The organism is Sphingomonas tabacisoli, assembly GCF_042678385.1.
GTDB classification, from domain to species: Bacteria; Pseudomonadota; Alphaproteobacteria; order Sphingomonadales; family Sphingomonadaceae; genus Sphingomonas_B; species Sphingomonas_B tabacisoli.
The window spans coordinates 1,418,321-1,443,872 of record NZ_JBHUDY010000001.1 but is presented as its reverse complement, the minus strand read 5'-3'; the positions used below and the strand labels follow the sequence as shown (position 1 = coordinate 1,443,872).

Annotated in this window: 29 protein-coding genes; 14 read left to right on the top strand and 15 right to left on the bottom strand. The window is 66.3% G+C overall.

What is annotated here, in order from left to right:
- Nucleotides 1-33 precede the first annotated feature (33 nt).
- Complete coding sequence (locus tag ACFSCW_RS07600; protein ID WP_380888245.1) at nucleotides 34-621, bottom strand: CDP-alcohol phosphatidyltransferase family protein; 588 nt, start codon at nucleotides 619-621, stop codon at nucleotides 34-36.
- Between the two features lie 94 nt (nucleotides 622-715).
- Nucleotides 716-1,720: a sulfur carrier protein ThiS gene (thiS, locus tag ACFSCW_RS07595; RefSeq protein ID WP_380888244.1), complete on the bottom strand. Its 1,005-nt coding sequence runs from the start codon at nucleotides 1,718-1,720 to the stop codon at nucleotides 716-718.
- A gap of 55 nt (nucleotides 1,721-1,775) precedes the next feature.
- Here thiS and aroQ point away from each other — a divergent pair, with 55 nt between their 5' ends.
- The 3 genes from aroQ to accC are packed head-to-tail and all read left to right on the top strand — an operon-like array spanning nucleotide 1,776 to nucleotide 4,048.
- Nucleotides 1,776-2,207 (top strand): type II 3-dehydroquinate dehydratase, encoded by a 432-nt coding sequence (gene aroQ, locus ACFSCW_RS07590; RefSeq protein ID WP_380888243.1) that lies wholly within the window; start codon nucleotides 1,776-1,778, stop codon nucleotides 2,205-2,207.
- A gap of 15 nt (nucleotides 2,208-2,222) precedes the next feature.
- Nucleotides 2,223-2,693, top strand: coding sequence for an acetyl-CoA carboxylase biotin carboxyl carrier protein (gene accB, locus ACFSCW_RS07585; RefSeq protein WP_380888242.1), 471 nt, complete (start codon nucleotides 2,223-2,225; stop codon nucleotides 2,691-2,693).
- A gap of 5 nt (nucleotides 2,694-2,698) precedes the next feature.
- On the top strand, nucleotides 2,699-4,048 hold the full coding sequence (accC, locus tag ACFSCW_RS07580) for an acetyl-CoA carboxylase biotin carboxylase subunit (protein ID WP_380888241.1): 1,350 nt from the start codon (nucleotides 2,699-2,701) through the stop codon (nucleotides 4,046-4,048).
- Between the two features lie 133 nt (nucleotides 4,049-4,181).
- Here the strand turns inward: accC and ACFSCW_RS07575 are convergent, their stop codons facing one another.
- A complete protein-coding gene (locus ACFSCW_RS07575; RefSeq protein WP_380888240.1) occupies nucleotides 4,182-5,429 on the bottom strand; it encodes a M24 family metallopeptidase in 1,248 nt (415 codons plus the stop codon).
- Nucleotides 5,426-6,391 carry an alpha/beta hydrolase family protein gene (locus tag ACFSCW_RS07570; RefSeq protein WP_380888239.1) on the bottom strand — a complete coding sequence of 322 codons (966 nt, stop codon included), beginning with the start codon at nucleotides 6,389-6,391 and terminating at the stop codon, nucleotides 5,426-5,428. The genes ACFSCW_RS07575 and ACFSCW_RS07570 overlap by 4 nt, the downstream gene beginning before the upstream one ends.
- 14 nt (nucleotides 6,392-6,405) lie before the next feature.
- On the opposite strand from ACFSCW_RS07570, the gene ACFSCW_RS07565 reads away from it, so the two are divergent.
- A complete protein-coding gene (locus ACFSCW_RS07565) occupies nucleotides 6,406-7,665 on the top strand; it encodes a dicarboxylate/amino acid:cation symporter (RefSeq protein ID WP_380888238.1) in 1,260 nt (419 codons plus the stop codon).
- Here ACFSCW_RS07565 and ACFSCW_RS07560 read toward each other — a convergent pair.
- The 10 genes from ACFSCW_RS07560 to guaB all read right to left on the bottom strand — a co-directional run bounded on the left by ACFSCW_RS07560 (nucleotide 7,662) and on the right by guaB (nucleotide 17,681).
- A complete protein-coding gene (locus ACFSCW_RS07560) occupies nucleotides 7,662-8,297 on the bottom strand; it encodes a GNAT family N-acetyltransferase (protein ID WP_380888237.1) in 636 nt (211 codons plus the stop codon). The genes ACFSCW_RS07565 and ACFSCW_RS07560 overlap by 4 nt on opposite strands.
- Nucleotides 8,290-8,913, bottom strand: coding sequence for a glutathione S-transferase family protein (locus tag ACFSCW_RS07555; RefSeq protein ID WP_380888236.1), 624 nt, complete (start codon nucleotides 8,911-8,913; stop codon nucleotides 8,290-8,292). The genes ACFSCW_RS07560 and ACFSCW_RS07555 overlap by 8 nt, the downstream gene beginning before the upstream one ends.
- Nucleotides 8,910-9,728: a class I SAM-dependent methyltransferase gene (locus ACFSCW_RS07550; RefSeq protein WP_380888235.1), complete on the bottom strand. Its 819-nt coding sequence runs from the start codon at nucleotides 9,726-9,728 to the stop codon at nucleotides 8,910-8,912. The genes ACFSCW_RS07555 and ACFSCW_RS07550 overlap by 4 nt, the downstream gene beginning before the upstream one ends.
- A gap of 80 nt (nucleotides 9,729-9,808) precedes the next feature.
- The gene (gene recA, locus ACFSCW_RS07545; RefSeq protein WP_380888234.1) at nucleotides 9,809-10,885 is read right to left on the bottom strand and encodes a recombinase RecA; all 1,077 of its coding nucleotides are present in this window, start codon (nucleotides 10,883-10,885) and stop codon (nucleotides 9,809-9,811) included.
- Nucleotides 10,886-10,967: 82 nt separating this feature from the next.
- Nucleotides 10,968-11,651 (bottom strand): DNA alkylation repair protein, encoded by a 684-nt coding sequence (locus ACFSCW_RS07540; protein ID WP_380888233.1) that lies wholly within the window; start codon nucleotides 11,649-11,651, stop codon nucleotides 10,968-10,970.
- A 10-nt stretch (nucleotides 11,652-11,661) separates the two neighbouring features.
- Complete coding sequence (locus tag ACFSCW_RS07535; protein WP_380888232.1) at nucleotides 11,662-12,021, bottom strand: response regulator; 360 nt, start codon at nucleotides 12,019-12,021, stop codon at nucleotides 11,662-11,664.
- A gap of 47 nt (nucleotides 12,022-12,068) precedes the next feature.
- Complete coding sequence (locus ACFSCW_RS07530) at nucleotides 12,069-14,462, bottom strand: hybrid sensor histidine kinase/response regulator (protein WP_380888231.1); 2,394 nt, start codon at nucleotides 14,460-14,462, stop codon at nucleotides 12,069-12,071.
- A 21-nt stretch (nucleotides 14,463-14,483) separates the two neighbouring features.
- A complete protein-coding gene (locus tag ACFSCW_RS07525) occupies nucleotides 14,484-15,014 on the bottom strand; it encodes a tetratricopeptide repeat protein (RefSeq protein ID WP_380888230.1) in 531 nt (176 codons plus the stop codon).
- A 33-nt stretch (nucleotides 15,015-15,047) separates the two neighbouring features.
- Nucleotides 15,048-16,220 carry an RsmB/NOP family class I SAM-dependent RNA methyltransferase gene (locus ACFSCW_RS07520; protein WP_380888229.1) on the bottom strand — a complete coding sequence of 391 codons (1,173 nt, stop codon included), beginning with the start codon at nucleotides 16,218-16,220 and terminating at the stop codon, nucleotides 15,048-15,050.
- Nucleotides 16,221-16,223: 3 nt separating this feature from the next.
- On the bottom strand, nucleotides 16,224-17,681 hold the full coding sequence (gene guaB, locus ACFSCW_RS07515) for an IMP dehydrogenase (RefSeq protein WP_380888228.1): 1,458 nt from the start codon (nucleotides 17,679-17,681) through the stop codon (nucleotides 16,224-16,226).
- A 136-nt stretch (nucleotides 17,682-17,817) separates the two neighbouring features.
- Here guaB and ACFSCW_RS07510 point away from each other — a divergent pair, with 136 nt between their 5' ends.
- The 10 genes from ACFSCW_RS07510 (at nucleotide 17,818) to ACFSCW_RS07465 (ending at nucleotide 24,834) form a co-directional block, all read left to right on the top strand.
- The gene (locus tag ACFSCW_RS07510; RefSeq protein ID WP_380888227.1) at nucleotides 17,818-18,789 is read left to right on the top strand and encodes an SPFH domain-containing protein; all 972 of its coding nucleotides are present in this window, start codon (nucleotides 17,818-17,820) and stop codon (nucleotides 18,787-18,789) included.
- The gene (locus ACFSCW_RS07505) at nucleotides 18,786-19,238 is read left to right on the top strand and encodes an NfeD family protein (RefSeq protein WP_380888226.1); all 453 of its coding nucleotides are present in this window, start codon (nucleotides 18,786-18,788) and stop codon (nucleotides 19,236-19,238) included. Before ACFSCW_RS07510 ends, ACFSCW_RS07505 begins: the two co-directional genes overlap by 4 nt.
- Before the next feature lie 4 nt (nucleotides 19,239-19,242).
- Entirely contained in the window at nucleotides 19,243-19,653 is a 411-nt protein-coding gene (locus ACFSCW_RS07500) for a GIY-YIG nuclease family protein (protein ID WP_380888225.1), read from the top strand.
- Nucleotides 19,654-19,758: 105 nt separating this feature from the next.
- The gene (locus ACFSCW_RS07495) at nucleotides 19,759-20,460 is read left to right on the top strand and encodes a response regulator transcription factor (RefSeq protein WP_380888224.1); all 702 of its coding nucleotides are present in this window, start codon (nucleotides 19,759-19,761) and stop codon (nucleotides 20,458-20,460) included.
- A complete protein-coding gene (locus tag ACFSCW_RS07490; protein ID WP_380888223.1) occupies nucleotides 20,429-22,003 on the top strand; it encodes a sensor histidine kinase in 1,575 nt (524 codons plus the stop codon). The genes ACFSCW_RS07495 and ACFSCW_RS07490 overlap by 32 nt, the downstream gene beginning before the upstream one ends.
- Nucleotides 21,997-22,416: an HPr kinase/phosphorylase gene (locus ACFSCW_RS07485; protein ID WP_380890049.1), complete on the top strand. Its 420-nt coding sequence runs from the start codon at nucleotides 21,997-21,999 to the stop codon at nucleotides 22,414-22,416. Before ACFSCW_RS07490 ends, ACFSCW_RS07485 begins: the two co-directional genes overlap by 7 nt.
- The gene (gene rapZ, locus ACFSCW_RS07480; protein ID WP_380888222.1) at nucleotides 22,413-23,333 is read left to right on the top strand and encodes an RNase adapter RapZ; all 921 of its coding nucleotides are present in this window, start codon (nucleotides 22,413-22,415) and stop codon (nucleotides 23,331-23,333) included. The genes ACFSCW_RS07485 and rapZ overlap by 4 nt, the downstream gene beginning before the upstream one ends.
- Nucleotides 23,334-23,349: 16 nt before the next feature.
- Complete coding sequence (locus tag ACFSCW_RS07475) at nucleotides 23,350-23,754, top strand: PTS sugar transporter subunit IIA (protein WP_380888221.1); 405 nt, start codon at nucleotides 23,350-23,352, stop codon at nucleotides 23,752-23,754.
- The gene (locus ACFSCW_RS07470; protein ID WP_380888220.1) at nucleotides 23,751-24,023 is read left to right on the top strand and encodes an HPr family phosphocarrier protein; all 273 of its coding nucleotides are present in this window, start codon (nucleotides 23,751-23,753) and stop codon (nucleotides 24,021-24,023) included. Before ACFSCW_RS07475 ends, ACFSCW_RS07470 begins: the two co-directional genes overlap by 4 nt.
- A 7-nt stretch (nucleotides 24,024-24,030) precedes the next feature.
- Nucleotides 24,031-24,834, top strand: coding sequence for a TrmH family RNA methyltransferase (locus tag ACFSCW_RS07465; RefSeq protein WP_380888219.1), 804 nt, complete (start codon nucleotides 24,031-24,033; stop codon nucleotides 24,832-24,834).
- Here the strand turns inward: ACFSCW_RS07465 and ACFSCW_RS07460 are convergent.
- Nucleotides 24,831-25,523: a Crp/Fnr family transcriptional regulator gene (locus ACFSCW_RS07460; protein ID WP_380888218.1), complete on the bottom strand. Its 693-nt coding sequence runs from the start codon at nucleotides 25,521-25,523 to the stop codon at nucleotides 24,831-24,833. The two genes, ACFSCW_RS07465 and ACFSCW_RS07460, sit on opposite strands and share 4 nt — an antisense overlap.
- Nucleotides 25,524-25,552 lie beyond the last annotated feature (29 nt).

Genomic DNA, 25,552 nt, shown 5'->3' with positions numbered 1-25,552 from the left:
AAACGAGCGGGCATTGCCGCCCGTTCCTTGGGCTCAGCCGCCGCGGCGGGCGATCTGCCGCGCCGTGGACAGGGTCTGGACCACGAACAGCACTATCAGAACGACGCCCACGCACAGCACGAACAGGTCGAACCCCGACAGCGTCGTCCCAAGCACGGGCTCGCCGCCCAAGATCAGCATCGCGAGCGTCATCGCGACCAGCAGCAGGCGAAGCTCGGTCGGCCCCGCCGCGAGATAGGACAGGCGGAGATCGCCGACGACGCGAGCCGCAAGAAAGGCGTGGACCGACAGCAGCAGATAGCCGGCAAGCGTGAACAGCGCGATGTCGAGGCGGACGAACGGGCTCGCCCCCAGGCCGCCCATGATCATCAGATTGGCGAGCCCGTCCGAGCTATGATCGATGAAATAGCCGAAATTCGGCCGCTCTATGTGGCGGAAGCGCGCCAGGCTGCCGTCCAGCGAATCGCCGAGCCAATGCACGATAAGGCCCGCGATCACGAGCCACAGCCACCCCGCGTGAATAGCGCTCGCCCAATAGCCGGCGAAGATGATCAGCGCGCCGACAAGGCCGAGCGCAGTCAGGTGGTCGGGCTTGATCCAGGCGGGCAGGCGCGCACACATCCAGGTGAGAAACCGCCGTTCGGCGGAGGCCAGCACATGTGCTGAATACGATTTACCGGCTCCATCCGCGCTTTCGGCGCGAAACGCAATTGGCTCAGATCAGTCCGGCCAGCGGGCTCGACGGGTCGGCGTAGCGGCGCTTGCCCATGCGGCCGGCGCGATAGGCCAGGCGGCCGCTTTCGACCGCGAGCTTCATCGCCTGGGCCATCATGATCGGGTCCTTGGCCTCGGCGATGGCGGTGTTCATAAGCACGCCGTCGCAGCCGAGCTCCATCGCCAGCGCCGCGTCCGACGCGGTGCCGACGCCCGCGTCGACCAGCACAGGCACCTTGGCGCCTTCGACGATCAGGCGGATCGTCACTTGGTTCTGGATGCCGAGGCCCGAGCCGATCGGCGCGCCAAGCGGCATGATCGCGACAGCGCCGGCGTCCTCCAGCCGTTTCGCCGCGATCGGGTCGTCCACGCAATAGACCATCGGCAGGAAGCCTTCCTTCGCGAGGATCTCCGTTGCGCGCAGCGTCTCGACCATGTCCGGATAGAGCGTCTTCGCCTCGCCCAGCACTTCAAGCTTCACCAGATCCCAGCCGCCCGCCTCGCGTGCCAGCCGGAGGGTGCGGATCGCCGATTCGGCATCGAAGCAGCCGGCGGTGTTGGGCAGATAGGTGAAGCGCTTCGGATCGATGAAGTCGGTCAGCATCGGCTGATTGGGATCGGCGATGTTCACGCGCCGGACCGCCACGGTGACGATCTCTGCGCCCGACGCCTCGGCGGCCGCGGCGTTCTCCGCGAAGTTCTTATACTTGCCGGTGCCGATGATCAGGCGCGAGCGGAAAGTGCGGCCGGCGACCGACCAGCTATCCTCGTCAATTCGCGCGGAATGATCGCCGCCGCCGACGAAATGCACGATCTCCAGCTCGTCGCCGTCCTCGACCATCACCTGGGCCAGCGTCGAGCGCGGCACCACTTCCAGATTGCGCTCCACCGCCACTTTCTCCGGCACCAGCCCCAATTCGCTCGCCAGTTGCGCGATCGTCAGCCCGGCCGAAACCCGCTTGTGCTCGCCATTGACGCTGATGGTGATGGTGCCGTCGGTGTGCATCGCAAATCCAATCGTGTAAGGCCCGCGCAGATATTGTCTCGGCCCCGGGGGATCAATGCCGACCATCTTCGTTCTGAACGGCCCCAATCTGAACCTTCTCGGCCTTCGCGAGCCGGAAATCTACGGGCACGACACGCTCGACGACATTGCCGGGCGCTGCGAGGACCGGGCGCGCGAGCTCGGTTTTGACATCGAGTTCCGCCAGTCCAATCATGAAGGGCATCTGATCGACTGGCTTCACGAGGCGAATGCGGACGGCGCCAAGGCGGTAATCATCAATCCGGGGGGCTATACGCATACGTCTGTCGCGCTGCACGATGCGATCAAGTCGATCGCGGTGCCGGTGATCGAAGTTCATCTTTCGAACCCGCACGCCCGCGAGTCTTTCCGTCATCTGAGCTATGTCGGCCGGGCCGCCAAGGGGACCATCGCGGGCTTCGGCGCGCTCGGCTATCTGCTTGCGCTGGACGCCGCGGCGAAACTCTGAAAAAGGGCCACCCCCATGACTGATACGACACAGGGGTCGATGCAGGTCGATACGAACCTGGTTCGCCAACTCGCAGAACTGCTCGACGCAACCCAGCTCACCGAAATCGAAGTTCAGGACGGCGAGCGCCGCATCAAGGTCGCGCGCAAGGTCCAGGGCGTCGCCGTCGCGCACGCTCCCGCGCCCGTTGCCGCAGCGCCCGCCGCGCAACCCGCGGCTGCCGCGGCGCCTGCTGCTCCTGCGGCCGACAACGCCAACGCGATTCGCTCGCCGATGGTCGGCACGGCCTATCTGGCGCCGGAACCGGGCGCGGCGAACTTCGTCTCGGTCGGCGGCAAGGTGAATGCGGGCGACACGCTGCTGATCATCGAGGCGATGAAGGTGATGAACCCGATCACCGCGCCCGCCGCCGGCACCGTGAAGTCGATCCTGATCGCCAATGGCGCGCCCGTCGAGTTCGACCAGCCGCTGATCGTCGTCGAGTAAGCCCGGTGGCGAGCTCGAAAATCCTGATCGCCAATCGCGGCGAGATCGCGTTGCGCATCCATCGCGCCGCGCATGAGATGGGGATCAAGACAGTCGCGGTGCATTCCACCGCCGACTCGGACGCGATGCACGTCCGCCTTGCCGACGAAGCGGTGTGCATCGGCCCGCCGCCGGCGAGCGAATCGTACCTGAACATCCCGAACATCATCTCGGCGGCCGAGATCAGCGGCGCCGACGCGATCCATCCGGGCTATGGTTTTCTCTCCGAGAACGCGCGCTTCGCCGAGATCGTCGAGAGCCACAACCTGATCTGGATCGGCCCTAAGCCGGAGCATATCCGGACGATGGGCGACAAGGTCGAGGCGAAGCGGACCGCCGGAGCGCTCGGCCTGCCTTTGGTCCCGGGCTCGGCGGGCGGCGTCAGCGAGTTCGACGAGGCACGGAAGATTGCGGCCGAGATCGGCTATCCCGTGATCGTCAAGGCGGCTTCGGGCGGCGGCGGGCGCGGCATGAAGGTCGTGCCCAGCGAAGACAAGCTCGAAAGCCTGATGGGCCAGGCGCGGAGCGAAGCGAAGGCCGCGTTCGGCGACGACACCGTCTATATCGAGAAATATCTCGGCAATCCGCGCCACATCGAGTTCCAGATTTTCGGCGATGGCCAAGGGAACGCGATTCATCTCGGCGAGCGCGACTGCTCGCTGCAGCGCCGGCATCAGAAAGTGCTGGAGGAAGCACCCTCCCCGGTCATCACGCCGGAAGAGCGCGAGCGGATGGGCGGCATCGTCAGCAAGGCCATGTCCGACATGGGCTATCGCGGCGCAGGGACGATCGAGTTTCTGTGGGAAGATGGGAAATTCTACTTTATCGAAATGAACACCCGTCTTCAGGTCGAGCACCCGGTGACCGAAGCGATCACGGGACTCGATCTGGTGCGCGAACAGATCCGCATCGCCGGCGGCCTGCCGCTGACGCTGCGTCAGGAGGACGTGGAGTTCCGCGGCCATGCGATCGAGTGCCGGATCAACGCCGAGGACCCGCTGACTTTTGCGCCTTCGCCGGGGCTGGTGCGCACCTATCACGCGCCGGGCGGCATGCACGTCCGCGTCGATAGCGGGCTTTATTCGGGCTATCGTATCCCGCCCTACTACGACTCGATGATCGCCAAGCTGATCGTCTGGGGCCACACCCGCGAAGGCGCGCTCCGCCGCCTCCGCCGGGCGCTCGAGGAGTTCGTGATCGAGGGCGTGAAGACGACGATCCCGCTCCACCAGGCGCTGCTCGACGATCCCGATTTCCAGAACGGCGACTATACGATCAAGTGGCTGGAAGAATGGTTGGCGCGCCAGCAGGGCTAGGAGAGAACGGCCCGCTCAATTCCGTCCATGCCGAGCGAAGTCGAGGCACGCACTCCTCTTTGATAAGCCGAAGGCCACTGGGTCCCTCGACTTCGCTCGGGATGGACGATGAGGTAAATTGCGCCCGTAGCGTTTAGACGGGACGGTCGAGGCTGGCCGGCGGCTCGGAGAAGAACACCGGGCCCGTCGGCGTCATGTGGAAGCAATCCTCGAGGCGGACGCCGAATTTGCCGGGCAAGTAAAGGCCGGGCTCGTTCGAGAAGCACATGCCGACTTCCAGCGGCGTGGTCTCGCCATGGACCAAGTTGACCGGCTCGTGCCCGTCCATGCCAATGCCGTGGCCGGTGCGGTGCGATAGTCCGGGCAATCGGTAGCGCGGGCCATAGCCTTGCCGTTCGTAGAAAGCGCGAACCGCGTCGTCGACTTGCCCCGCCGGCGTACCGAGCTGCGCAGTGCGCATCGCGACGCGCTGGCCCTCCGCGACCGTGTCGAACACGCGGCGCACGTCGTCTGGTGCGCGGCCCGGCACGAAGGTGCGGCTGATGTCAGACTGATAGCCCTGCACGGAGCAGCCGACGTCGATCAGCACCACTTCGCCCTCGCGCACGATCTGCGGCTTGCCCGAGCCGTGCGGATAGGCCGCCGCTTCGCCCAGCAGCACCAGCCCGCCGTCCGCCTCCCCGCCCAGCGCCTGGGTCGCGGCGACGATCATCGCCACGATCGGCTCACGGCCCATGCCTTCCTTGATGCGCGGCACCGTCCAGCGGATCGCTGCGATGGTGACGTCGTTCGCCTTCTGCATCAGCGCGATTTCGGCTGGCGTCTTGTGCATGCGACAACCGCGCACGACCGGATTGGCGGAGACGAGCCGCGCGCCGGGCAGCAGGTGCGCAAGGCCGTCGCTGGCAAAGAAGCGCACCGTTTCCTCGATGCCGATCGTGCCGCGATCGAGTTTCCGTTCCTTGAGCCAGGCGGCGATCACCGCAGTCGGGCTTTCATCTTCCTGCCAGACGCGGATTTCGGCAGGAACGCCGAGCGACTCCTCGACCGATGGCCGTTCGAAGAAAGGCGTGACGACGAGCGGCTCGCCCGAGACGGGGATCACGGCCGCGGTCAGCCGTTCGCTGCGCCACCAGCGCACGCCGGTGAAGTAGATCAGCGACGAGCCCGGCTCGACCAGAATGGCGGAGAGACCATTACGGCGCATCAGTTCCTGCGCCTGGGCGAGCCGGTGCATCCGCTCCTCACGGCCGATCGGCACGACGTCGCCGGTCATCGGCCTGAGGCCCGACGTATCGATTTCGGCGGCAAGCGCGGGCAGCGCCGACAGGGCGCCGAGCGCGACGGCGGAACCAAGGAGAGTGCGGCGGGTGAGATTCATTGAAGGGCCTTCAGGATGAGCGCCTCGACTTGGCGATATTGCGGCTCGCCGGGCGCGATGATGTTGAAATGGTCGGCATCCTTGGGCGCGAGGGTTTCGACCCGGTCGCCGCCTGCGCGCTTTGCATAGGCCGCGGCATCCTCCGCGCGCACGAACTGCGAAACGACGAAATATTGTGGGACGCCTAGCGGCAGCAGCTCGATTGGCGAGCCTTGCGCGTAAGTCTGCGGCGTCTCGGCAGGCGTGCCGCCCATCAGACGCGTGACGGTGCGACGACTGCAGAACTCTTCGGTCGCCTCGGCCACAGCTTTCAGATCGCCCGGACCGTCGATCGCGACGGCGGCCTTCAAGGGCAAGGGATCGCGTCCGCGCACCTCACTGTCCGCGGGCAATCGGCGGCGCGCGGCAAGCCAGAGTGCGGCATGACCGCCGGCCGAGTGGCCGACCGCGGCGACGCGCTTCAGGTCGAGCGGATATTGCTTCGCCAGCTCGCGCAGATGATCGGCCGCCGCGGCCCAGTCCTGGAAAGTGCCCGGCCAGCCTGCGCCCGGATTGCCCCAGGCCCGATATTCGATATTCCAGGTCGCGATGCCCCTGGCGGCAAGCGCCGAGGCCATTGGCGCGGTGTTGCGAAGCGTCGCGAGACGCGCAGTCCAGCAGCCGCCGTGAATGACGATCGCGACCGGAAACGGCCCCTTGCCGTGCGGCAGGCGAAGCTCCCCTTTCTGCAACGGATCGACGCCATAGGCGATGACGGCCGTCGGGTTGCTCGCGGGCATACGGTCGACATCGTCGGGGCCAATCGAGCGCGCCTGGCAGGCTGGCGCGAGCAGCAGAGCGGCAATGAGTCCGGCTGGTTTCACGTTGTTGTCTGTCCCCTCGCCGTCCGCCACGCTGCCACGCCCGGCACGGCGGCGCAACGGCTTGACCGCGGCGCGGCAATCGCCTTCACGTCGGCCCAAAGGGGATTTTCCACGTGGCCAAACGCCTCACCTATCTCATTCTCGCCGGCCTGGTGCTCGGCATCGTCGTCGGCTGGGCGCTGAACGCCAGCATCGGCGACCCCGAGCGATTGAAGGCGATCGCCGGCTACATCTCGATCGTCACCCAGGTTTTCCTTCACCTGATCAAGATGATCATCGCGCCGCTGGTGTTCGGCACGCTGGTGGTCGGCATCGCGCATATGGGCGACACGGCGGCGCTTGGGCGCGTCGGCATCAAGTCGATCGGCTGGTTCATCTTCGCGAGCCTCACGTCGCTGACCCTGGGCCTCATCATCTCTCACCTGCTCCAGCCCGGCGCCGCACTGAACCTGCCGCTGCCTGCCGCGACAGCGGCAAGCGGCGTCGACCGCAGCGCCTTCGATGCGGGCAAGATCATCCTTCATATTTTCCCGACCTCGATCGTCGACGCGATGGCGACCAACGAGATCCTGCAGATCGTGATCTTTTCGATCTTCTTCGGCGTCGCGATCACGGCGGTGGGCGAAAAGGCCAAGCCGCTGGTGACGGCCGCCGAAGCGCTGACCGCCGTGATGCTGAAGATCACCGATTATGTGATGCGCTTCGCCCCGCTCGCGGTGTTCGCGGCCGTGACCGCGACGCTGGCCGAACAAGGCCCGGGCGTGATCGGCAAGCTCGCCTATTTCATGGGCAGCGTCTATCTCGGGCTCGGCCTGCTCTGGGCGCTGCTGGGGCTGTTCGCCTTTTTCATCATCGGGCCGCGCGTCGTGGAGCTTGCCCGCGAAATCCGCGAACCGATCCTCCTCGCCTTTTCGACCGCTTCGTCCGAAGCCGCTTTTCCGCGCACGCTGGAGGGGCTTGAGCGGTTCGGCGTTCCCAACCGCATCGCGAGCTTCGTGCTGCCGCTCGGCTATTCGTTCAATCTCGACGGGTCGATGATGTACATGACGGCGGCGTCGCTGTTCATCGCCCAAGCCTATGGCATCCACCTCGATCTCGGCACACAGATCGCGATGCTGCTGACGCTGATGATCACGTCGAAGGGCATCGCCGGGGTGCCTCGCGCCAGCCTGGTGGTGATCGCCGCCACCCTGTCGCAGTTCAACATTCCGGAAGCCGGGTTGCTGCTGGTGCTGGCGGTCGATCACTTCCTCGACATGGGCCGTTCCGCAACGAACGTGGTCGGCAACGCGGTTGCGAGCGCGGTCGTGGCGAAATGGGAAGGCGGGCTGGCGCCGAGCGGCCGCGGCGAGCTGGAAGCGCCCTCTTCCTAAGGGCGCAGCGTTGCCGTCGCGTAGGGGGCGACGACCAACCAGCCCAGGCTTTCATAGAGCGCGCGGCCGGCAACGGTGGCCACCAGGACGAAACGGCTCTCGCTGCTCCGCCGGCGCGCGGCAAGCGCCGCCATCATCGCCGAGCCGAGCCCGCGGCGCTGGTGCGCGGGTTCGGTAACAATGCGGTCGAACACAAAAGCGCCTGCATTTTCAACAGCATAGCCTGATGCGGCATGCTCCCCCGAAACAGCCCGTATATTGCAACGGAATACTCCACCATCCTCATCGATGGTCAGGCCATAGCCCCCCGGCGTATCGCGCACCGGCATCGCGGCCTCGCACATCATCATTGCGGCCGAGTCGTCGACAACCCAACGCGGGCCGACCAGCCCGGCCAGGACGTTCGCCGAGGCACAAAGCTTGAGCGGCACATGGGCCTCGTCGATGGTCCCGCCCAGCACCGCGAGCCCATCGCAGGGCCGCGCGAACACGTAGCGCCGCTTCTCGGTCGGGGCCTTCGTGTCGACCCTGAGGCCGCCATGATCGGGCACCGGCTGCGGCAGACCGCGAGCGGTGGAGCGAGCCGACAGCCAGGCCGCGACAAGAGCCGGATCGGCCCCCGCCTCAGGCATAGGCGTAAGGGCCACCGCGTTCGAGCGCGCGCTGGTAGGCCGGGCGGGCGTGAATGCGGGCAAGCCAGGCGACGAGGTTCGGGCGTGAGGTGTCGAGGCCGGCGCGGCTGCGCGCGGCTTCCAGCGGGAAGCTCAGCATGATGTCGGCAGCGGTGAGATCGTCGCCGACGAACCAGTCGCTGCCGGCAAGCTCGCGTTCCAGATAATCGAGGTGCACGTCGATCATCGGCTGGATGCGCTTTTGCGCGGCCTTGCCGAAGAGCGGCACGCGGCTGAGGACCAGCTTCACCAGCAAGGGCGGCATCAGCGAGCCTTCGGCATAGTGCAGGAAGAAACGATAGCGCAGGGTCGCGTCGCGGTGCGGCGGCGGGCCCAGCCGGCCCTCCGCCTTCTCCACCAGATATTCGATAATCGCGCCGGTTTCGGCGACGACGGTGTCGCCGTCCTGGATCACCGGCGACTTGCCGAGCGGATGAACCTGGCGCAGCTCGGGCGGGGCGAGCATCGTCTTCGGGTTCCGCTCGTAGCGCTTCACTTCGTACGGCAGCCCGAGTTCCTCCAGCATCCAGAGGATGCGCTGCGAGCGGCTGTTTTCGAGATGGTGGACCGTGATCATGCGGTGGCGCTCCAGATCCAGGCGGCGGCGGGAAAGCTGACGCGGTCGCCATCATGATGCGCGCGGACGAATGCGTCGAGACCTTCCGCCAAGCGGGTGCGGCGCGGTTCGTCGAGATCGCGGAGCGCGCGGGCGACGGGTCCGATGCGGCGGAAATAGTCGATCGCGTCCGCGACCGGATCGTCGCCTGCCCCCGCGATATAGTCGAAGGCAAGCGGCTGGGCGGTCGGGTTGCGCCAGCCCGCTCGGGTGAGGATGTCGGTCACATGTCGTTCGTGGGCGAACGCGAAAGGTCCCGGTGCGAAAGGGCCGCCCGTTGGCTGCGGCATCAGATCGCCCAGGCCCGACGCCCAGACGTTCAGCGCGGGCGACTGGAAGCAGGAGAAGACCAGTCCTCCGCCAGGCCGTGCGAGACTGCGAAGATGCGCGAAGGCGGCGACCGGATCGGCGAAGAACATCACGCCGTGACGCGAGACGAGCAGGTCGAAGTCCCGTTCGCCGTTCCATCGGGAAGCGTCGCCCTGTTCGAACCTGCAACGCGGCGTGTTCGCGGCGCGGGCTCGCGCGACGTCGAGCAACGCAGCGGACAGATCGATGCCCGTGATCGAGGCTGACGGCACACGCTGCGCAAGCGACAGGCTGGTCGTGCCCGCGCCGCAGCCAATGTCGAGGATGCGCGGTTCGCTTATGCCCTGAAGGCAAGAAACAGCAGCGGCGATCAGCGCCGCGTCGACCGGCACGAAACTGCGATCGGTGCGGCGCCATTCCTCGGCCCACACGTCGCCGACGCGGCCGGTCCATTCGGAACTGTCCATAGCCGGACGCTAGCGGAGCCGCGGGACGGCAGAAAGGGCTGCGGAAGCTTCTCCCCTCCCGCTTGCGGGAGGGGGGATACTCACATTTCGTCGTCGTCCTCGGCGCCGGGGCCGACCATCAGAGCTTCGGCAACGTCGTCGGTCTTGCCGCGGATCGCCTTTTCGAGACGAGCGGCGAGCTCGGGATTGTCGCGGAGATATTGTTTGGCGTTCTCGCGGCCCTGGCCGATGCGGATCGAGTCGTAGCTGAACCAGGCGCCCGATTTCTCGACCAGGCCCGCCTTGACGCCGAGATCGAGGATCTCGCCGATCTTCGAGATGCCTTCGCCATACATGATGTCGAACTCGACCTGCTTGAACGGCGGCGCGACCTTGTTCTTCACGACCTTAACCCTCGTCGTGTTGCCGACGATATCGTCGCGGTCCTTGATCTGGCCGGTGCGGCGGATGTCGAGCCGAACCGAGGCGTAGAATTTGAGCGCGTTGCCGCCGGTCGTGGTCTCCGGATTGCCGTACATCACGCCGATTTTCATGCGGAGCTGGTTGATAAAGATCACCATGCAGCGCGAGCGGCTGATCGAGCCGGTCAGCTTGCGCAGCGACTGCGACATCAGCCGCGCCTGCAGGCCGACATGGCTGTCGCCCATCTCGCCCTCGATCTCGGCGCGCGGCACAAGAGCTGCGACCGAGTCTACCACCAGCACGTCGATCGCGTTCGAGCGCACCAGCGTGTCGGTGATTTCCAGCGCCTGCTCGCCGGTATCGGGCTGCGAGACGATCAGTTCGTCGATGTCGACGCCCAGTTTCTTGGCGTAAACCGGATCGAGCGCGTGCTCGGCATCGACGAACGCCGCCGTGCCGCCATTGCGCTGCGCTTCGGCGATCACATGCAGCGCCAGCGTCGTCTTGCCCGACGATTCCGGCCCGTACACCTCGATCACTCGGCCGCGCGGCAGGCCGCCGACCCCGAGCGCAATGTCGAGCCCGAGCGATCCGGTCGAGATCGCCTCCACCTGCATCGTCTCGCGGCTGCCCAGCTTCATTGCCGAGCCTTTGCCGAAGGCGCGATCGATCTGCGCCAAAGCCGCTTCGAGAGCCTTTTGCCTGTCCATATTCCCCGTCTTGTCGGAATCGACGATCTTGAGCTGCGCCGCCATGCAAAGCCTCCCTAAGCGAAAACGCCAACCGCGTTCAACGGAAGCTTCGTATCCCATTTGTTCTAATGGAACAAGAGGGGAACTATTTGATGTTCTTCAGCGCCTCGCGCTTGCTAAGGCCGCTCAGCCGGTCCTCGTGCGCGGCAACGTAACGGCGCACCTCGGCCGGATCGGTCCAGGCATATTGGCGCAACGCCCATCCGATCGCCTTGCGCAGGAAGAACTCCTTCGAATCGACCGACGGTTCGATGCAGGCGTAAAGGAAGTCGAGATCGGTCGCGGCCTTCCCCTTGATCTGGCAGAGAATCGCACTGCGCCGCTTCCACATATCGTCGCCTTGCGCCCATTCCATCATCGCGCGCTTCATCGGCACCGGATCGTTCTGGAGCAGCGTCCACAGCCTCAGCGTCGCGATCGCATCGACATGATCCCACCATGCGCCGGTGACGATCATTTCCTCGTACATCGGCAAGGCCTCGATGCGCTGAAAAGGGCGCGCGGCGCGGATGCCGGTCAGCTCCGTCGCGGCGTAGCGTTCCTCGCGGTATTCGGCGCCTCGCCACAACGTCAGTACATCGTCGCGCCATGCCTCGGGGCTGGGATAATCGAGATCGGCGAGTACCTGCTTGCACACCGCGCGCAGCGGCACGGCGGAGACGCCGAGATAGGGCATCGCCGATTTCATATAGGCCTGCATCGCGGGCGCCCGCGATGGATCGGCGACGGCAGCAAGCTGTTTGCGGAGAATGTCTGCGAGGCCGCTCACCGGCCGCTCGCTAGCCCTTCAGCAGCGTTTCGAAAGCGTTACGAATGCCGTCGAGCGTATAGGGCTTGGTGAGGACGGGCACGCCGGCATGGCGCTCGGGCACGATCTCATTGCCGCCGCCGGTCGCGAGAATGAAAGGATGGCCCCGCGCGCTGAGCGCATCGGCCACCGGCCAGGACGTCTCCCCGTCGCGCAAATTCACGTCGAGCAGCGCGGCGTCGAACCCGCCTTCCTCGACGTGGCGCATCGCGTCCGAGACAGCGTCGGCGCAGCCCGCCAGACGATAGCCCAGCGCGTCGAGGAAATCCTCGAGCATCATCGAAATCAACGGCTCGTCCTCGACGACGAGAATGGAAGGCGCCCCGGTCATTGCGGCCGTGCGATAACGGAACCAACCACTTCAATGCAAAGCCTAAATCATTTCGCCGCCAACACGGCTCGCGCGGCTTCCGCAAGCTGCTGTACCGAAAAGGGTTTGGGCAGGAACGCAACGCGTTCGATGTCGATCGATTTGCGGAGCTGTTCCTCGGCGTAGCCCGACATGAACAGGATCGGCAGCGTCGGGTATTTCTCGCGCGCGTGGCGGACCAGCGTGGGGCCGTCCATCGTCGGCATCACCACGTCGGAGATCAGCAGGTCGAACGTCTCGCCCGCTTCCAGGCATTCCAGCGCTTCCTCGCCATTCGCGGCGGTGACGACCTTATAGCCCTGACGGGTGAGCGCCCGCTCGGCGACGGCGCGGACCATCGCTTCGTCCTCGACCAGCAGGATCGTGCCGGTGCCCCAAAGCTCGGTAGGCCGCTCCTTGGGCTGGACCGGCGCGGCCTCCGGCTTCGCCTCCACTTTGTGGACGGGCAGGTAGATGACGAAGCTCGTCCCCTCCCCCTGCACGGAGTCGGCGAAGATGAAGCCGTTCGACTGTTTGACGATGCCGTAAACGGTCGAGAGGCCGAGGCCGGTGCCCTTGCCGACTTCCTTGGTCGTGAAGAACGGCTCGAAGATCTTCGGCAGCACGTCTGGCGGGATGCCGGTGCCGGTGTCGGTGATCGTGATCGCCGTATAGTCGACTGCCGGCATGATGTCGCTTTTCATCCGCCGGACTTCGGCGGCGGTGACCGCATAGGTCTGGAGCGTCAGCGTGCCGCCCTCGGGCATCGCATCGCGGGCGTTGACCGCCAGGTTGACGATCACCTGCTCGAGCTGGCCGGGATCGGCGCGCACGGGGCCCAGGTTGCGGCCGTGCTTCACGTTCAACGTCACGGTTTCGCCGAGCAGGCGCTTCAGCAGGTTGAAGACTTCGGAGACGACATCGGGAAGTTGCAGAATCTGCGGACGCAGCGTCTGCTGGCGCGAGAAAGCGAGGAGCTGGCGAGTCAGGCTCGCCGCCCGGTTCGAATTGGCGCGGATCTGCTGGATGTCGTCATAGTCGGTGTCGCCCGGCGTGTGACGCATCAGCATCAGGTCGCAGTGGCCGATGATCGCGGTCAGGATGTTGTTGAAGTCGTGCGCAACGCCGCCGGCGAGCTGGCCGACCGCCTGCATCTTGGTCGCCTGCGCGACCTGGCGCTTCAGCCGCGATTCCTCGGCATTGTCCTTGAGCGACAGCAGCACCGCCGCTTCGCCAAGCCCCCGCGCGCCCGCGATGGAGAGCGCGACGGGCTCGTCCGGCCGGGTCTGGAGGCGGACGGCGATGTCGCCCGACATCGGGGGGCCGGATGCAAAGCGGCGCACCGTGTCGGCGACCGTCGCCTTGTCCTCGCGCACGACGAGGTCGCTGGGATAGACGGGCTGCGCGCCGGGCGGAAGGTCCGCGGCGCGCGCGAAGGCTTCGTTCAGGAACAGGAAGCGGCCGTCTCGGTCGGCCAATGCGAAGCCCAACGGCAGCATCGCCAGCAGGGTCTGTATATGGCTGGAGGCGCTGCCCTCGCCCAGCCGCGGCGCGCCGTCGTCGTCGATCAGGAAAATGAGCGTCGCACCGCCGCGATCGTCTGGATCGAGCGGCACCTGAAGGAGACGCACCGGACCGCCAGTGGGGCCTTCGCGTTCGAATCGGATCAGGCCGCGCTTGTCGATCGTGAGCATGGTCGCGAGATCGCGGCCCTCGATCGCAGCCTCGGCCGAGCCCGTAGCGCGCAGCGCGAAGGCGCGGTTGCCCGCACGGATGCGGGCATCGGCGCCGATCAGCACGCCCATGATGCCGGCTTCGCCCAGCCGCTCGCCTGCGCCAGAACCGATCAGCCGGCGCGCTTCGTTTAGCACGTCGAGGCTGGTGACCGGTTTGAAGCGCCAGACGAGATGATCATCGCCTGCGCCCGAGCGCGCGACCTCGACCCGCAACTGACCGGCCTCACGCTGCAGCCGATCGATCGCCGCGCCGCCGTTCCGCCAGGCGGTCTGTTCAAGCTCGCGAAGCTGACCGGCGGCGGGGTTGGTGAGCCACAGCTCGGCCGGCGCGCGGAAGCCCTGAAACCACTCGCCGTACAGAGCATTGGCGCAGGTGAGCTTGCCCTGGCGGTCGGTGAGCGCGATCGCGACGGTGTCGCTCTCAATCGCGGCGCGGGTGAGCGCCCAGTCCTGCACGTGAGTCTCGACTGCTGCCGGGGCCACGTTCGCGCGGGACAGCAGATAGAGCGCGCCGACCGCGCCCGCCCCGCCCGCGAAGCCAAACGCCAGCGCCGGGCTGCCGAGCAGCAGGAAAATCAGCGCGCCGGTGACCAGCGCCGCGCCTGCGACCCAGGCGAGCGGCGCGCGCGACGCGTCCTGCGCTGCATCGGCGCCGGTCAAAAGCGGTGGCTGGGCACGCGTCGCCATCAGCGAGCGGATCGCGTCGGCTTATTCAGGCGTGCGGGTCTTCTGCTCGGCCCCGGGCGCCGGCACCTTGCCGGTCGCCTGCGCCGAAAGCACGGCCGGCGGCGGGCCCTTCTCGATGACCGCGGCGAGCCGAGCCTCCTCGGGGCACGACCCCGTGCACAGCCGCTTCAGCTTGGCAAGATTCTCGCGCGCTTTCACGACCGCGCCTTTCTGGACCAGCGCGTCGCCCTGGCCGGCGAGCGCGGCGACATCGTTCGGCTCCAGCTCCAGCGCTTCGCGATAGAAGCGGATCGCCTTGCCCGGCAGACCCTGCGCCTTGGCGACATCGGCGAGCGCGAGGAATGCGTTGCGGTTTTTCGGATCTACGGCGAGCGCCGATTCCAGCAGATCGTTCGCCTGCTCCAGATTGCCGGCGCGCTGCGCGGTCTTCGCCTGATCGACGATCGCGACCGAGCGCGGATCGACCTGCGCATCGGGTTTTTGCGCAACCACTGCTGCCGACAGCGCGGCAAGTCCGGCAGCTCCGGCGAGGCCCAGGGAAACGAAACGCATCAACATCTCTCCAATACGCCTTTGCGGCACTTCCTAGCACGGTCGCGTGAAGCTCGCGACGAAAAACCCATCCGTGCCGTCCGCGCCGGGAGAGAGCAAGACTCCTTCGCCGCGGGGGGATCCCGCTTCGTCGAAAGGTCGCCCAGCCGTGCAGGCGGGATGCGCCGCGGCGAAACGCCCGGCCTGGCCCGCGCCTTCCTCGTCCAGCAACGAACAGACCGCGTAGATAAGGCGGCCGCCCGGGCGGACAAGCGTGGCGGCAAGGTCGAATAAGCGCGCTTGCAGCGCGGTCAGCCGATCGAGGCGCTCCGGCGTCAGTCGCCAGCGCGCCTCCGGATTGCGCCGCCATGTGCCGGTGCCGGAGCAAGGCGCGTCGACCAGCACGCAATCGGCAGTGTCGATGAGGTCGGCCAGCGCTTCGGCTTCGCGACCGGGATCGAGAAGGCGCGATTCGATGTTCGCGGCGCCCGCCCGTTCCGCGCGGACGGGAAGCTGCGACAGCCGACGTCGGTCGGAATCGGAGGCGATCAAGCGCCCTTCCCCGCGCATGTCAGCAGCCAGCGCCAGCGTCTTGCCGCCGGCGCCGGCGCAGAGATCAATGACAATCTCACCGGGCCGCGCGCGGCAGGCGAGCGCGATCAACTGGCTGCCTTCGTCCTGCACTTCGACCTTGCCGTCGCGCCACAGCGGATGCTGCTCGATCACGATCGGATCGGCGAGGCGGATGCCGTTTGGTGCAAAGCGGGTCGGCTGGGCGCCAAGCAGTGCGGCGAGGACGTCGTCGCGCGTCGCCTTCAGCGTGTTGACGCGAAGATCGAGCGGTGCGCGTTCGAGAAGCGCCGCGGTGTCGATGTGTGTCAGTTTTGGGGCGAGCCAGTCGGGTACGGTAGCGGCTGACGCGCCTGTTTCATGCGTCGCGATCGGCGCGGGCCCGCGCGGCGAGCCGTCGAACAGCGCCCGTAGTTCCGGATGATCCTCCGCCAGCCCGAGCATCGCGGCGCGCCCGCTTTCCGGCCGTTCGCCAGCGCGACGGATTGCCTGGTAGACAAGCTCCCGGATCGCGCGGCGATCGCCGGACCCCGCATAGCGCCGCGCCTTGAAATAGCTCGCGATCAAGGTGTCCGCCGCCGCGCCCTGCTCCCGTGCTGCGACGATGATCGCGTCGAGCAATTCGATCGCGGCCTGAAGGCGGGCCGACGGCGTCACGGGTCAGCGCGTCGGATAATTCGGCGCCTCGCGGGTGATCGCGACGTCGTGGACATGGCTTTCCTGCAGGCCGGCATTTGTGATGCGCACGAACTTCGCACGAGTCCGCAAATCCTCGAGCGTCCTGGAACCGGTGTAGCCCATCGCCGCCTTCACGCCGCCGACGAGCTGGTGGATCACGTCCTTGACCGCGCCCTTATAAGGCACCTGGCCCTCGATCCCTTCGGGGACGAGCTTCAGCTGGTCCTTGATGTCCTGCTGGAAATAGCGGTCTGCCGAGCCGCGCGCCATCGCGCCGACCGAGCCCATACCGCGATAGGATTTATAGGCGCGGCCTTGGTAGAGGAAGGTCTCGCCCGGCGCTTCCTCGGTGCCGGCGAGCAGCGAGCCGACCATGACGCAGGACGCGCCCGCGGCAAGCGCCTTGGCGACGTCGCCGGACGTGCGCAGGCCGCCATCGGCGATCACCGGCACGTTCGACTTGGCAGCCTCGGCAGCGGACTCCATGATCGCGGTAAGCTGAGGCACGCCGACGCCCGCGACGACGCGTGTCGTGCAGATCGAGCCCGGTCCGATCCCAACCTTCACTGCATCCGCACCGGCGTCGATGAGCGCGCGGGTCGCCTCGGCAGTGGCGACGTTGCCGGCGACGATCTGCACGGAATTCAACAGCTTGCGCACGCGTTCGACCGACTGCGCGACCATTTTCGAATGGCCGTGCGCCGTGTCGATCACGATCAGGTCGCATTCGGCGTCGAGCAGCGCCTCGGTGCGCTCGAAGCCGGCATCGCCGACCGTCGTCGCGGCGGCGACGCGCAGGCGCCCGCCTGCGTCCTTGGTCGCGGCCGGGTGCAGCACCGCTTTCTCGATGTCCTTGACCGTGATGAGGCCGACGCAGCGATAGGCGTCGTCGACGACCAGCAATTTCTCGATCCGGCGCTGATGCAGGATGCGGCGCGCCTCGTCCTGGCTGACATCGGCCGTGACCGTCGCGAGATGGTCGCGGGTCATCAGTTCGGAGACGGGCTGGCGTGGATTGCCGGCGAAGCGGACGTCACGATTGGTCAGGATGCCGCAAAGCTTGCCCGAGGCTTCCACGACCGGAATGCCGGAGATGCGGTTTTCCGCCATCAGCGCCTGCGCTTCGGCGAGCGTCGCGGTCGGCGCGATCGTGATCGGATTGACGACCATGCCCGATTCGAAGCGCTTCACCTGGCGGACGGCCGCGGCCTGCTCCTCGATGGACAGATTTCGGTGAAGCACGCCGATGCCGCCAAGCTGCGCCATCACGATGGCCATTTCCGCTTCGGTGACGGTGTCCATCGCCGAGGACAGGATCGGGATGTTGAGCGCGATGTCGCGCGTGACGCGGGTGCTGGTGTCCGCCTGGCTGGGCAGGACTTCGGATTCGGCGGGCTTCAGCAGGACATCGTCGAAAGTGAGACCGAGTTCGATGTCCATGTGGCGCCAAGGCTCCTGAGTCGCAGGTTGGCGGGCCATGTAACCGCGCCTTTACCGTTTCGCTAGGGCAGCCGCGCACGATTCCTCTGGAACCTGCCCCTCAAGCGTCGCATCATCGCGCTAACGGGAGGGTTACATGGCACTCACAGCCGCATTCTTCGTGCTTATCCTGGTCTTCTTCTATCTCGCGACCAGCGTGAAGACGGTCCGCCAAGGCTATGAATATACGATCGAACATTTCGGCCGGTTCGTGACTGTCGCCAAGCCCGGCTTCAATTTTTACCCGGCCTTTTTCTATCGTGTCGGCCGCAAGGTGAACATGATGGAGCAAGTGCTCGACATTCCCGGCCAGGAGATCATCACCAAAGACAATGCGATGGTCGCGGTCGACGGCGTCGTGTTCTTCCAGGTGCTGGACCCGGCCAAGGCGGCCTACGAAGTCTCCGACCTTTATATGGCGATCATGCAGCTCACGACCACGAACCTGCGCACCGTGATGGGATCGATGGACCTGGACGAGCTGCTGTCCAAGCGCGACGAGATCAACGCGCGGCTGCTCTCGGTCGTCGATCACGCGACTTCGCCCTGGGGCGTCAAGATCACCCGCGTCGAGATCAAGGACATCCGCCCGCCCGCCGACATCTCGAACGCGATGGCGCGGCAGATGAAGGCGGAGCGCGACAAGCGCGCCTCGATCCTCGAAGCCGAAGGCCTGCGCGCCTCCGAAATCCTGCGCGCCGAGGGCGAAAAGCAGGCGCAGATCCTTCAGGCCGAAGGCCGGCGCGAAGCCGCGTTTCGCGACGCCGAAGCCCGCGAGCGCGCGGCGGAAGCTGAAGCCAAGGCGACGCAGATGGTCAGCCAGGCGATCGAGACGGGGAGCGCGCAGGCGATCAACTATTTCGTCGCGCAGAGATATGTGGACGCCGTCGCCGCCTTCGCGACCTCCTCGAATGCGAAGACCATCCTGTTCCCGGTCGAGGCGACGCAGCTGATCGGATCGCTGGGTGGCATCGGTGCGCTCGCCCGCGAAGCGCTGGGTCAGGATGCGCCGGCCGCCCCCTCTCCCAAACTGCCGCGCAAGGGTCCGTTCGAGGGGCCGGCGCAATGAACGTCGATTCCTACTGGTATTGGCTGATCGTCGCGGCCGGGCTTGCGGCGGCGGAGCTGCTGGTGCCGGGCGTGTTCCTGGTCTGGGTGGCGCTGGCGGCTGCAATCACTGGCCTGGTCACGCTGGCGATCGAGCCGCCGCTCGCGGTACAGTTGCTGATCTTTGCCGGCGCGGCGGTGGCGACGACGCTGGCCGGCCGCCGCTGGTATTCGGTCAACCACATCCCGTCCGCCGACCCGCTCCTCAATGATCGCGCCGGCCGGCTGGTCGGCGAGACGGTCGAGCTCACGAAAGCGATCGTCAACGGCCGGGGCCGCGCACGAGTCGGCGACAGCGAATGGAACGTCCGCGGTCCCGACGCACCGTTAGGCGCCTGCATGCGCGTGGTCGGCACGGAGGACGGCGCGCTGGTCGTCCGGCCGGTGAGTGCGCTTTCAAGCAGTGAGTGACTTAGTGCGTGCCTCGACTTCGCTCGGCATGGACGAGAGAGGATTTCGTGACATTACAAAACCGTCCATCCCGAGCGAAGTCGAGGGACGCACCGGCAGTGGAGGCACGCACTTGCTGACCTTCTATGTCTACATCCTGCGCTGCTCGGACGGGCTCTACTACACCGGCCAGACCGACGATCTCGAACGCCGCGTGGCGGAGCACAAACGCGGAGCCTATGACGGTTTCACTGCCGCTCGACTTCCTGTGGAACTGATGTGGTGCGAGACTTTCGCGACCCGCGAGGAAGCGCGCGAGGCAGAATATCGAATCAAGCCTTGGTCCCGCGCCAAGAAAGAGGCTCTGTTTCGGTCTGACTGGAAGGCGCTGAAGGAGGCTGCGATTCCGCCCGGGGAGAGGCAATCGCGCTCTTGAAGACAGTGCGTGCCTCGACTTCGCTCGGCATGGACGGGTATGGGATTGCGCGCTCGCTCCGGGCCGTCCATCCCGAGCGAAGCCGAGGGACGCACTGAACTGAACATGGCCGCCACGATCGCGCTGGTCGACGACGACCGGAACATCCTGACTTCGCTGTCGATCGCGCTGCAGTCCGAAGGCTTCGTGACGCGCCTCTATTCGGACGGCGAAGCGGCGCTGAAGGCGCTGCTGGAGAACCCCCCGGACCTGGCCGTGTGCGACATCAAGATGCCGCGGATGGACGGGCTGGAGCTGCTGCGCCGCCTGCGCGAGAAAAGCGCGCTGCCGGTGATCTTTCTGACGTCCAAGGACGACGAGCTGGACGAGGCGCTGGGCCTCGCGCTGGGCGCTGACGACTATATTTCCAAACCCTTCTCGCAGCGGCTGCTGATCGCGCGCATCCGGGCGATCCTGCGGCGCGTCGAATTGTCCAAGCCGCAAGCGGCGGACGAGCCGGTCGGCGAACCCTTGGTGCGCGGCTCGCTGGAAATGGACCCGGCGCGGCACAAGGTGACTTGGAAGGGCAAGGATGTGACGCTCACCGTCACCGAATTCCTGATCCTCGAATCGCTTGCCCAGCGGCCGGGCGTCGTGAAGTCACGCAATCAGTTGATGGACGCGGCTTATCATGACGACGTCTATGTCGACGACCGCACCATCGACAGCCACATCAAACGGCTGCGGCGCAAATTCCGCCAGGCCGACCCCCAATTCGATGGCATCGAAACGCTGTATGGCGCCGGATACCGTTTCGCCGAGGCCTGAGCGGCTGGAGCCGCCGATCCGCTGGTCGGGTCGCGTGTCGCTCACGACGCGCATCCTGGCGGTCAACGTGTTCGCGCTGGTGCTGCTGGCGGGCGGCTTTTTCTACCTGGAAAGCTATCGCGCGCGGCAGATCGACTTTCGCATCCAACGCGCGGTCCACGAGCTGAACCTGATCGCGGACGCGCTCGCCGCTGCACCAGCGGATGCACGGCCGCAATTGCTGGCGAAGATGGGCGAGCGCACCGGCACGCGGCTGCGTCTCTATGCGCCGGACGGAACGCTGACGATCGATAGCTGGCGGCTATCGGGCCCGAACTACACGCTGCGCGACCCGGCCGAGGAATCCTGGCAGCGCCACGTCGCGCGCTTCCTCGACCGCTTCATCGACTTCGTTGCGCAAGCGCGCCGGCCCGGCGACTACGTCGAACCGCAGATCGACCGCGCACAGTTATGGCAGGAAATCAGGCGCGCGGAACAGGCCGGTCATACGGTTGGCGTGATGAGCTTTGCGCCCGACCGGACTTTCATGATCACGGCCGCCGGGATCACGCCGGCTGGGCCGCTTCTGCTCACCACCAATGCGCGCGATGTGACGCGCAGTGTCCGCGCCGAGCGGTTCCGGCTAAGCCTGGTGCTGCTGGCGGTCTCCGCCTTTTCCATTTTCCTCTCCATCTTCCTGGGGCGGACGATCGTGCGACCGCTGCGGCGGCTGGCGCGGGCGGCGGTGCGGGTGCGGCTGGGGCGCGACCGCGAAGTTGTGGTGCCGCGCCTGCCCGAGCGCCGCGACGAGATCGGCTCGCTTGCCCAGGCGCTGGCCGACATGACCCAGGCCCTGCGTCAGCGGATCGACGCGACCGACGCCTTCGCCGCCGACGTGACGCACGAGCTTAAGAACCCCCTCGCCTCGCTTCGTTCGGCTGCCGACGCGATGGCGCGCGTGTCCGACCAGAGTCAGCGCGACCAGTTGATGGCGATCATCCAGGACGATGTGCGGCGCCTCGATCGCCTGATCACCGACATCGCCGAAGCCTCGCGCCTGGATGCGGAGCTTTCGCGCGCGCGGTTCGAGCCGGTCGATCTCGGCCAGGTCATCGAGAAGATGCTGCATGCCCGCGAGCTACGCGGGCCGAACCCCCGCGACGTCGAGGTCGCGTTCGCGCGGCCTCGCGTTGATACTGCGGTGGTGCGCGGCGACGAATCCCGACTGGTGCGCGTGATCGAGAACCTGCTCGACAACGCCATCTCATTCTCTCCCGACAAAGGCCTGGTCCAGATCACTGCCACTCGCATCGGCGATGAAGTGATCGTGCGCGTCGAGGATCAGGGCCCGGGTGTGCCCGCCGAGCTGCGCGAGTCGATCTTCCGCCGCTTCACGACCGTGCGGCCCGATGAGGAGCGCGAGCAGAGCCACTCGGGTTTGGGCCTCGCCATCGCGCGGGCCATTGCCGACGGCCATGGCGGCACGCTTGAGGTCGAGACACGCGACCAGCGTCCGCAAGGCGCTGCGTTCGTGCTGCGCCTTCCCGCGATCCCGCAATCGTGAGCGAGAACATTCACGCAAGCTGCGTCGCGATCGAGGGACGAGCGGTGCTGATCGTTGGCGACTCGGGCGCGGGCAAGTCCGACCTTGCGCTGCGGCTGATCGACCGGGGCGCGGCTCTGGTCAGCGACGATCAGGTGCTGCTGAACGTTGAAGACGAGCGGCTGATTGCGAGCGCGCCCGACACGATTGCCGGTAAGATAGAGGTGCGCGGGATCGGAATCATGCCTATCTTGGCTCAGAGCCCCATGCCTGTCGCACTTCTGATCGAACTCACCACGCCCGAACGGATGCCGGAGCCGCAAAGCCGGCGGCTGTGCGGTATCGATGTGCCCGTTGCCGCGCTTGATCCGTTCGAAGCCTCCGCTCCCATCAAGGCGGAACTGGCGCTCAGGCAATGGGGGCTGGCCCTATGAGCGAGCGGCTGAACCCCGAGCGCATTCTGCTGGTCACCGGCATGGCCGGCGCGGGCAAGTCGACGGCGCTCAACACGCTGGAGGACCTTGGCTGGGAAGTGGTCGAGAACCTGCCGCTTTCGCTCCTCGATCGCCTGCTGGACACGCCGCCCGCCGAAGGCACGAGCCCCGAGCGGCGGCCGCTCGCGCTCGGCATCGACACCCGCACGCGTGGCTTCGATTCCGAAGCGGTGCTGCAGCGGGTCGGCAAGCTCCGCAAGAAATCGCATCAGGAGGTCGCAATCCTGTTTCTCGATTGCGCCGGCTCCGAGCTGGAGCGGCGCTATGACGAGACGCGGCGACTGCACCCGCTGGCGCTCGATCGGCCCGCCAGCGACGGCATCGCCCGCGAACGCGAGTTGCTGGCGCCGCTGCGGCAAGGCGCCGAATATCTGCTCGACACCACCAATCTCAGCCGCAACGAGCTGCAGCACGAAATCCGCACGCGCTTCGCCGAGGAGCGCGGACCGGACACAGTGCTGTCGGTGATGTCGTTCGGCTTCGCGCGCGGTCTGCCGCGCAACGCCGATCTCGTCTTCGACATGCGTTTCCTGCGCAACCCGCATTGGGACCGCGAACTTAGGCCCATGACCGGACTCGACAAGGCGGTCGGCGACTACATCGTCGAAGATCCCGGTTATGAACCTGCAATCAGCCAGATAGAGCAGCTTTTGCTGACTCTTCTCCCCCGCTATGCGAGCGAGGGGAAAGCGTATGTGACGGTGGCGTTCGGCTGTACCGGAGGGAGACACCGGTCCGTTCATGTCGCCGAGCGCGTCGCTCGCCGGTTGCGCGAGGCGGGATTTTCGCCCACCGTCGCGCATCGCGACCTCGCCACGGCGCCCCGCGACGCGGTCGAAGAGCCCAAGGCTCGCTGAAGGATTTTGATTTGAAATGATCGGACTGGTGCTGGTGACCCACGGACGGCTCGCCGCGGAATTCGTCGTCGCGATGGAGCATGTGGTGGGTCCGCAATCGGCGGTCGAGGCGATCTGCATCGGCCCCGAGGACGACATGGAGATGCGCCGGGCAGACATTGCCAAGGCGATCAAGAAGGTCGATTCGGGCCGCGGCGTGATCGTGCTGACCGACCTGTTCGGCGGCACGCCCTCCAACCTCGCCATCTCCCTGATGCAGCCGGGCAAGGTCGAGGTGATCGCCGGCATCAACCTGCCGATGCTGATCCGGCTGGAGGGCGCGCGGCGGACGATGGCGGTCAAGGACGCGGTTGCCGCGGCTCGCGAGGCGGGGCGCAAATATATCTCGGTCGCGTCGGAAGTGCTTGGCGAGGCCGCATGAGCCAAATTTCGCGGACCGTGCAGATTACCAACAAGCGCGGGCTCCACGCGCGGGCGAGCGCCAAATTCGTGACGATGGCGAGCGGCCTTCCGGCCAAGGTCGAAGTCCGCAAGGACGGGTCGAGCGTGACGGGCACCTCGATCATGGGCTTGATGATGCTGGGCGCGGCAATGGGCGACGAGATCGAGATCAGCGCCAGCGGCGACGGCGCCGAAGACACGGTCATGCAGCTTGCCGGGCTGGTGGAGAACAAGTTCGGAGAGGAATGACCTCCCGATGATTCGCCACATCACCGGCTTTTCGAACGAAACCGTCAAACGCGTCCGGAGTCTCCGGGACAAGAAGCACCGCAAACGCGAGGGCCTATTCTTAGCGGAAGGGCTGCGCATCCTCACCGAAGCGCGCGAAGCGGGCGCGCTGCCCGAGATGCTGTTCTTCGCGCATGACGGTGCCGGCCACCCGCTGGCGCAAGGATTGATCGTCGAAACCGAACGTGCGGGCGGCGATGTTATCGAAACGACGCCAGACATTCTCTCAAAGCTTTCAGGCAAGGACAATGCGCAGACGCTGATCGGTGTTTACCGCGATCGCCTGACGTCGCTGGATCAGCTCAACCGAAACGCGTCGGGCATCTGGATCGTCGCGCAGGCGCTGCGCGATCCCGGCAATCTCGGCACGATCCTGCGGACCAGCGACGCGGTCGGCGGCGGCGGGCTGATCCTGGTCGACGACTGCGTCGATCCTTTCTCGGTCGAGGCAGTCCGCGCGAGCATGGGTGCGCTGTTCACCCAGACGATCGCCGCCACACGCTGGGATTCATTCGTCGCTTGGCTGCGCCAGGGTCCGGGCCAGTTGATCGGCACGAGCCTGCGCACCGAGATCGATTATCAGACCCCCCGCTACGAAGCACCAACCTTCATTTTAGTCGGCAACGAAGCCCAAGGTTTGCCAGCAGCTTACGAGCAGGAATGCGACCTGCTTGTGAAGATGCCGATGCTGGGCAAGGCTGACAGTCTGAACGCCGCCGTCGCGACCGCGGTGATGGCGTACGAGGTGCTCAATCAGCGCCGCGCGCGCTAGGACGCGAGGCCGCCCGCCTGCGCCACCGCGCGGTTCATGAGTTGCAATTTGTGGCGGAGCGCTGCGTTGAAGCTCTGCTCGACCGCGTGTCGGACGTCATGGTGCGCGTCGAGATAGAGCCGCAGATTCTGCGCCGGCGCGCACCACATCCGCGAGGCGCGCTCCAGCGTGACCGTCGCACTGGCCGTTTCGCCCGAAAGCACCGTCACTTCGCCGATCAGGTCGCCGTCGCCGAGCCGGCCGACCGCCTTCCCACCGCTGGTCACCACGGCGTCGCCATCGGCTAGATAGAAAAGATGGGTGACCGGCTCGCCTTCGCGGATCAGCGCCTCGCCCGACTGGCCGTTCAGCCACAAACCCTGATCGAGAAAATGGCGGGCCCGCGCGCGAGGCAGCCCTTTCAACAGGGCGCTGAGCATCGGCTCCTCGTCGGGCGTGAACCGCACCGCGGCGTTGCTGCGCACGAACTGCAAAAGCTGGACGGCGTTCACCAACAGCAGCAGGACATTCCAGAACAGCGGCGCCGGCTGAAAGGAAAAAAACCCGAACGCGCATATGCCGGCTAGCGCCGCGGCACTGACCCCGATCCGCACCGACACGAGCCGCCCCGGCAGCATCGCTCCCACCAGCAACAAATAGTGAAGATGGGCGGCCGCCCAGACCAGCCCGAACTCCGGATCGCCGTGCATGCGTTGGTCCCCCGCGTCAGCGCTTCATT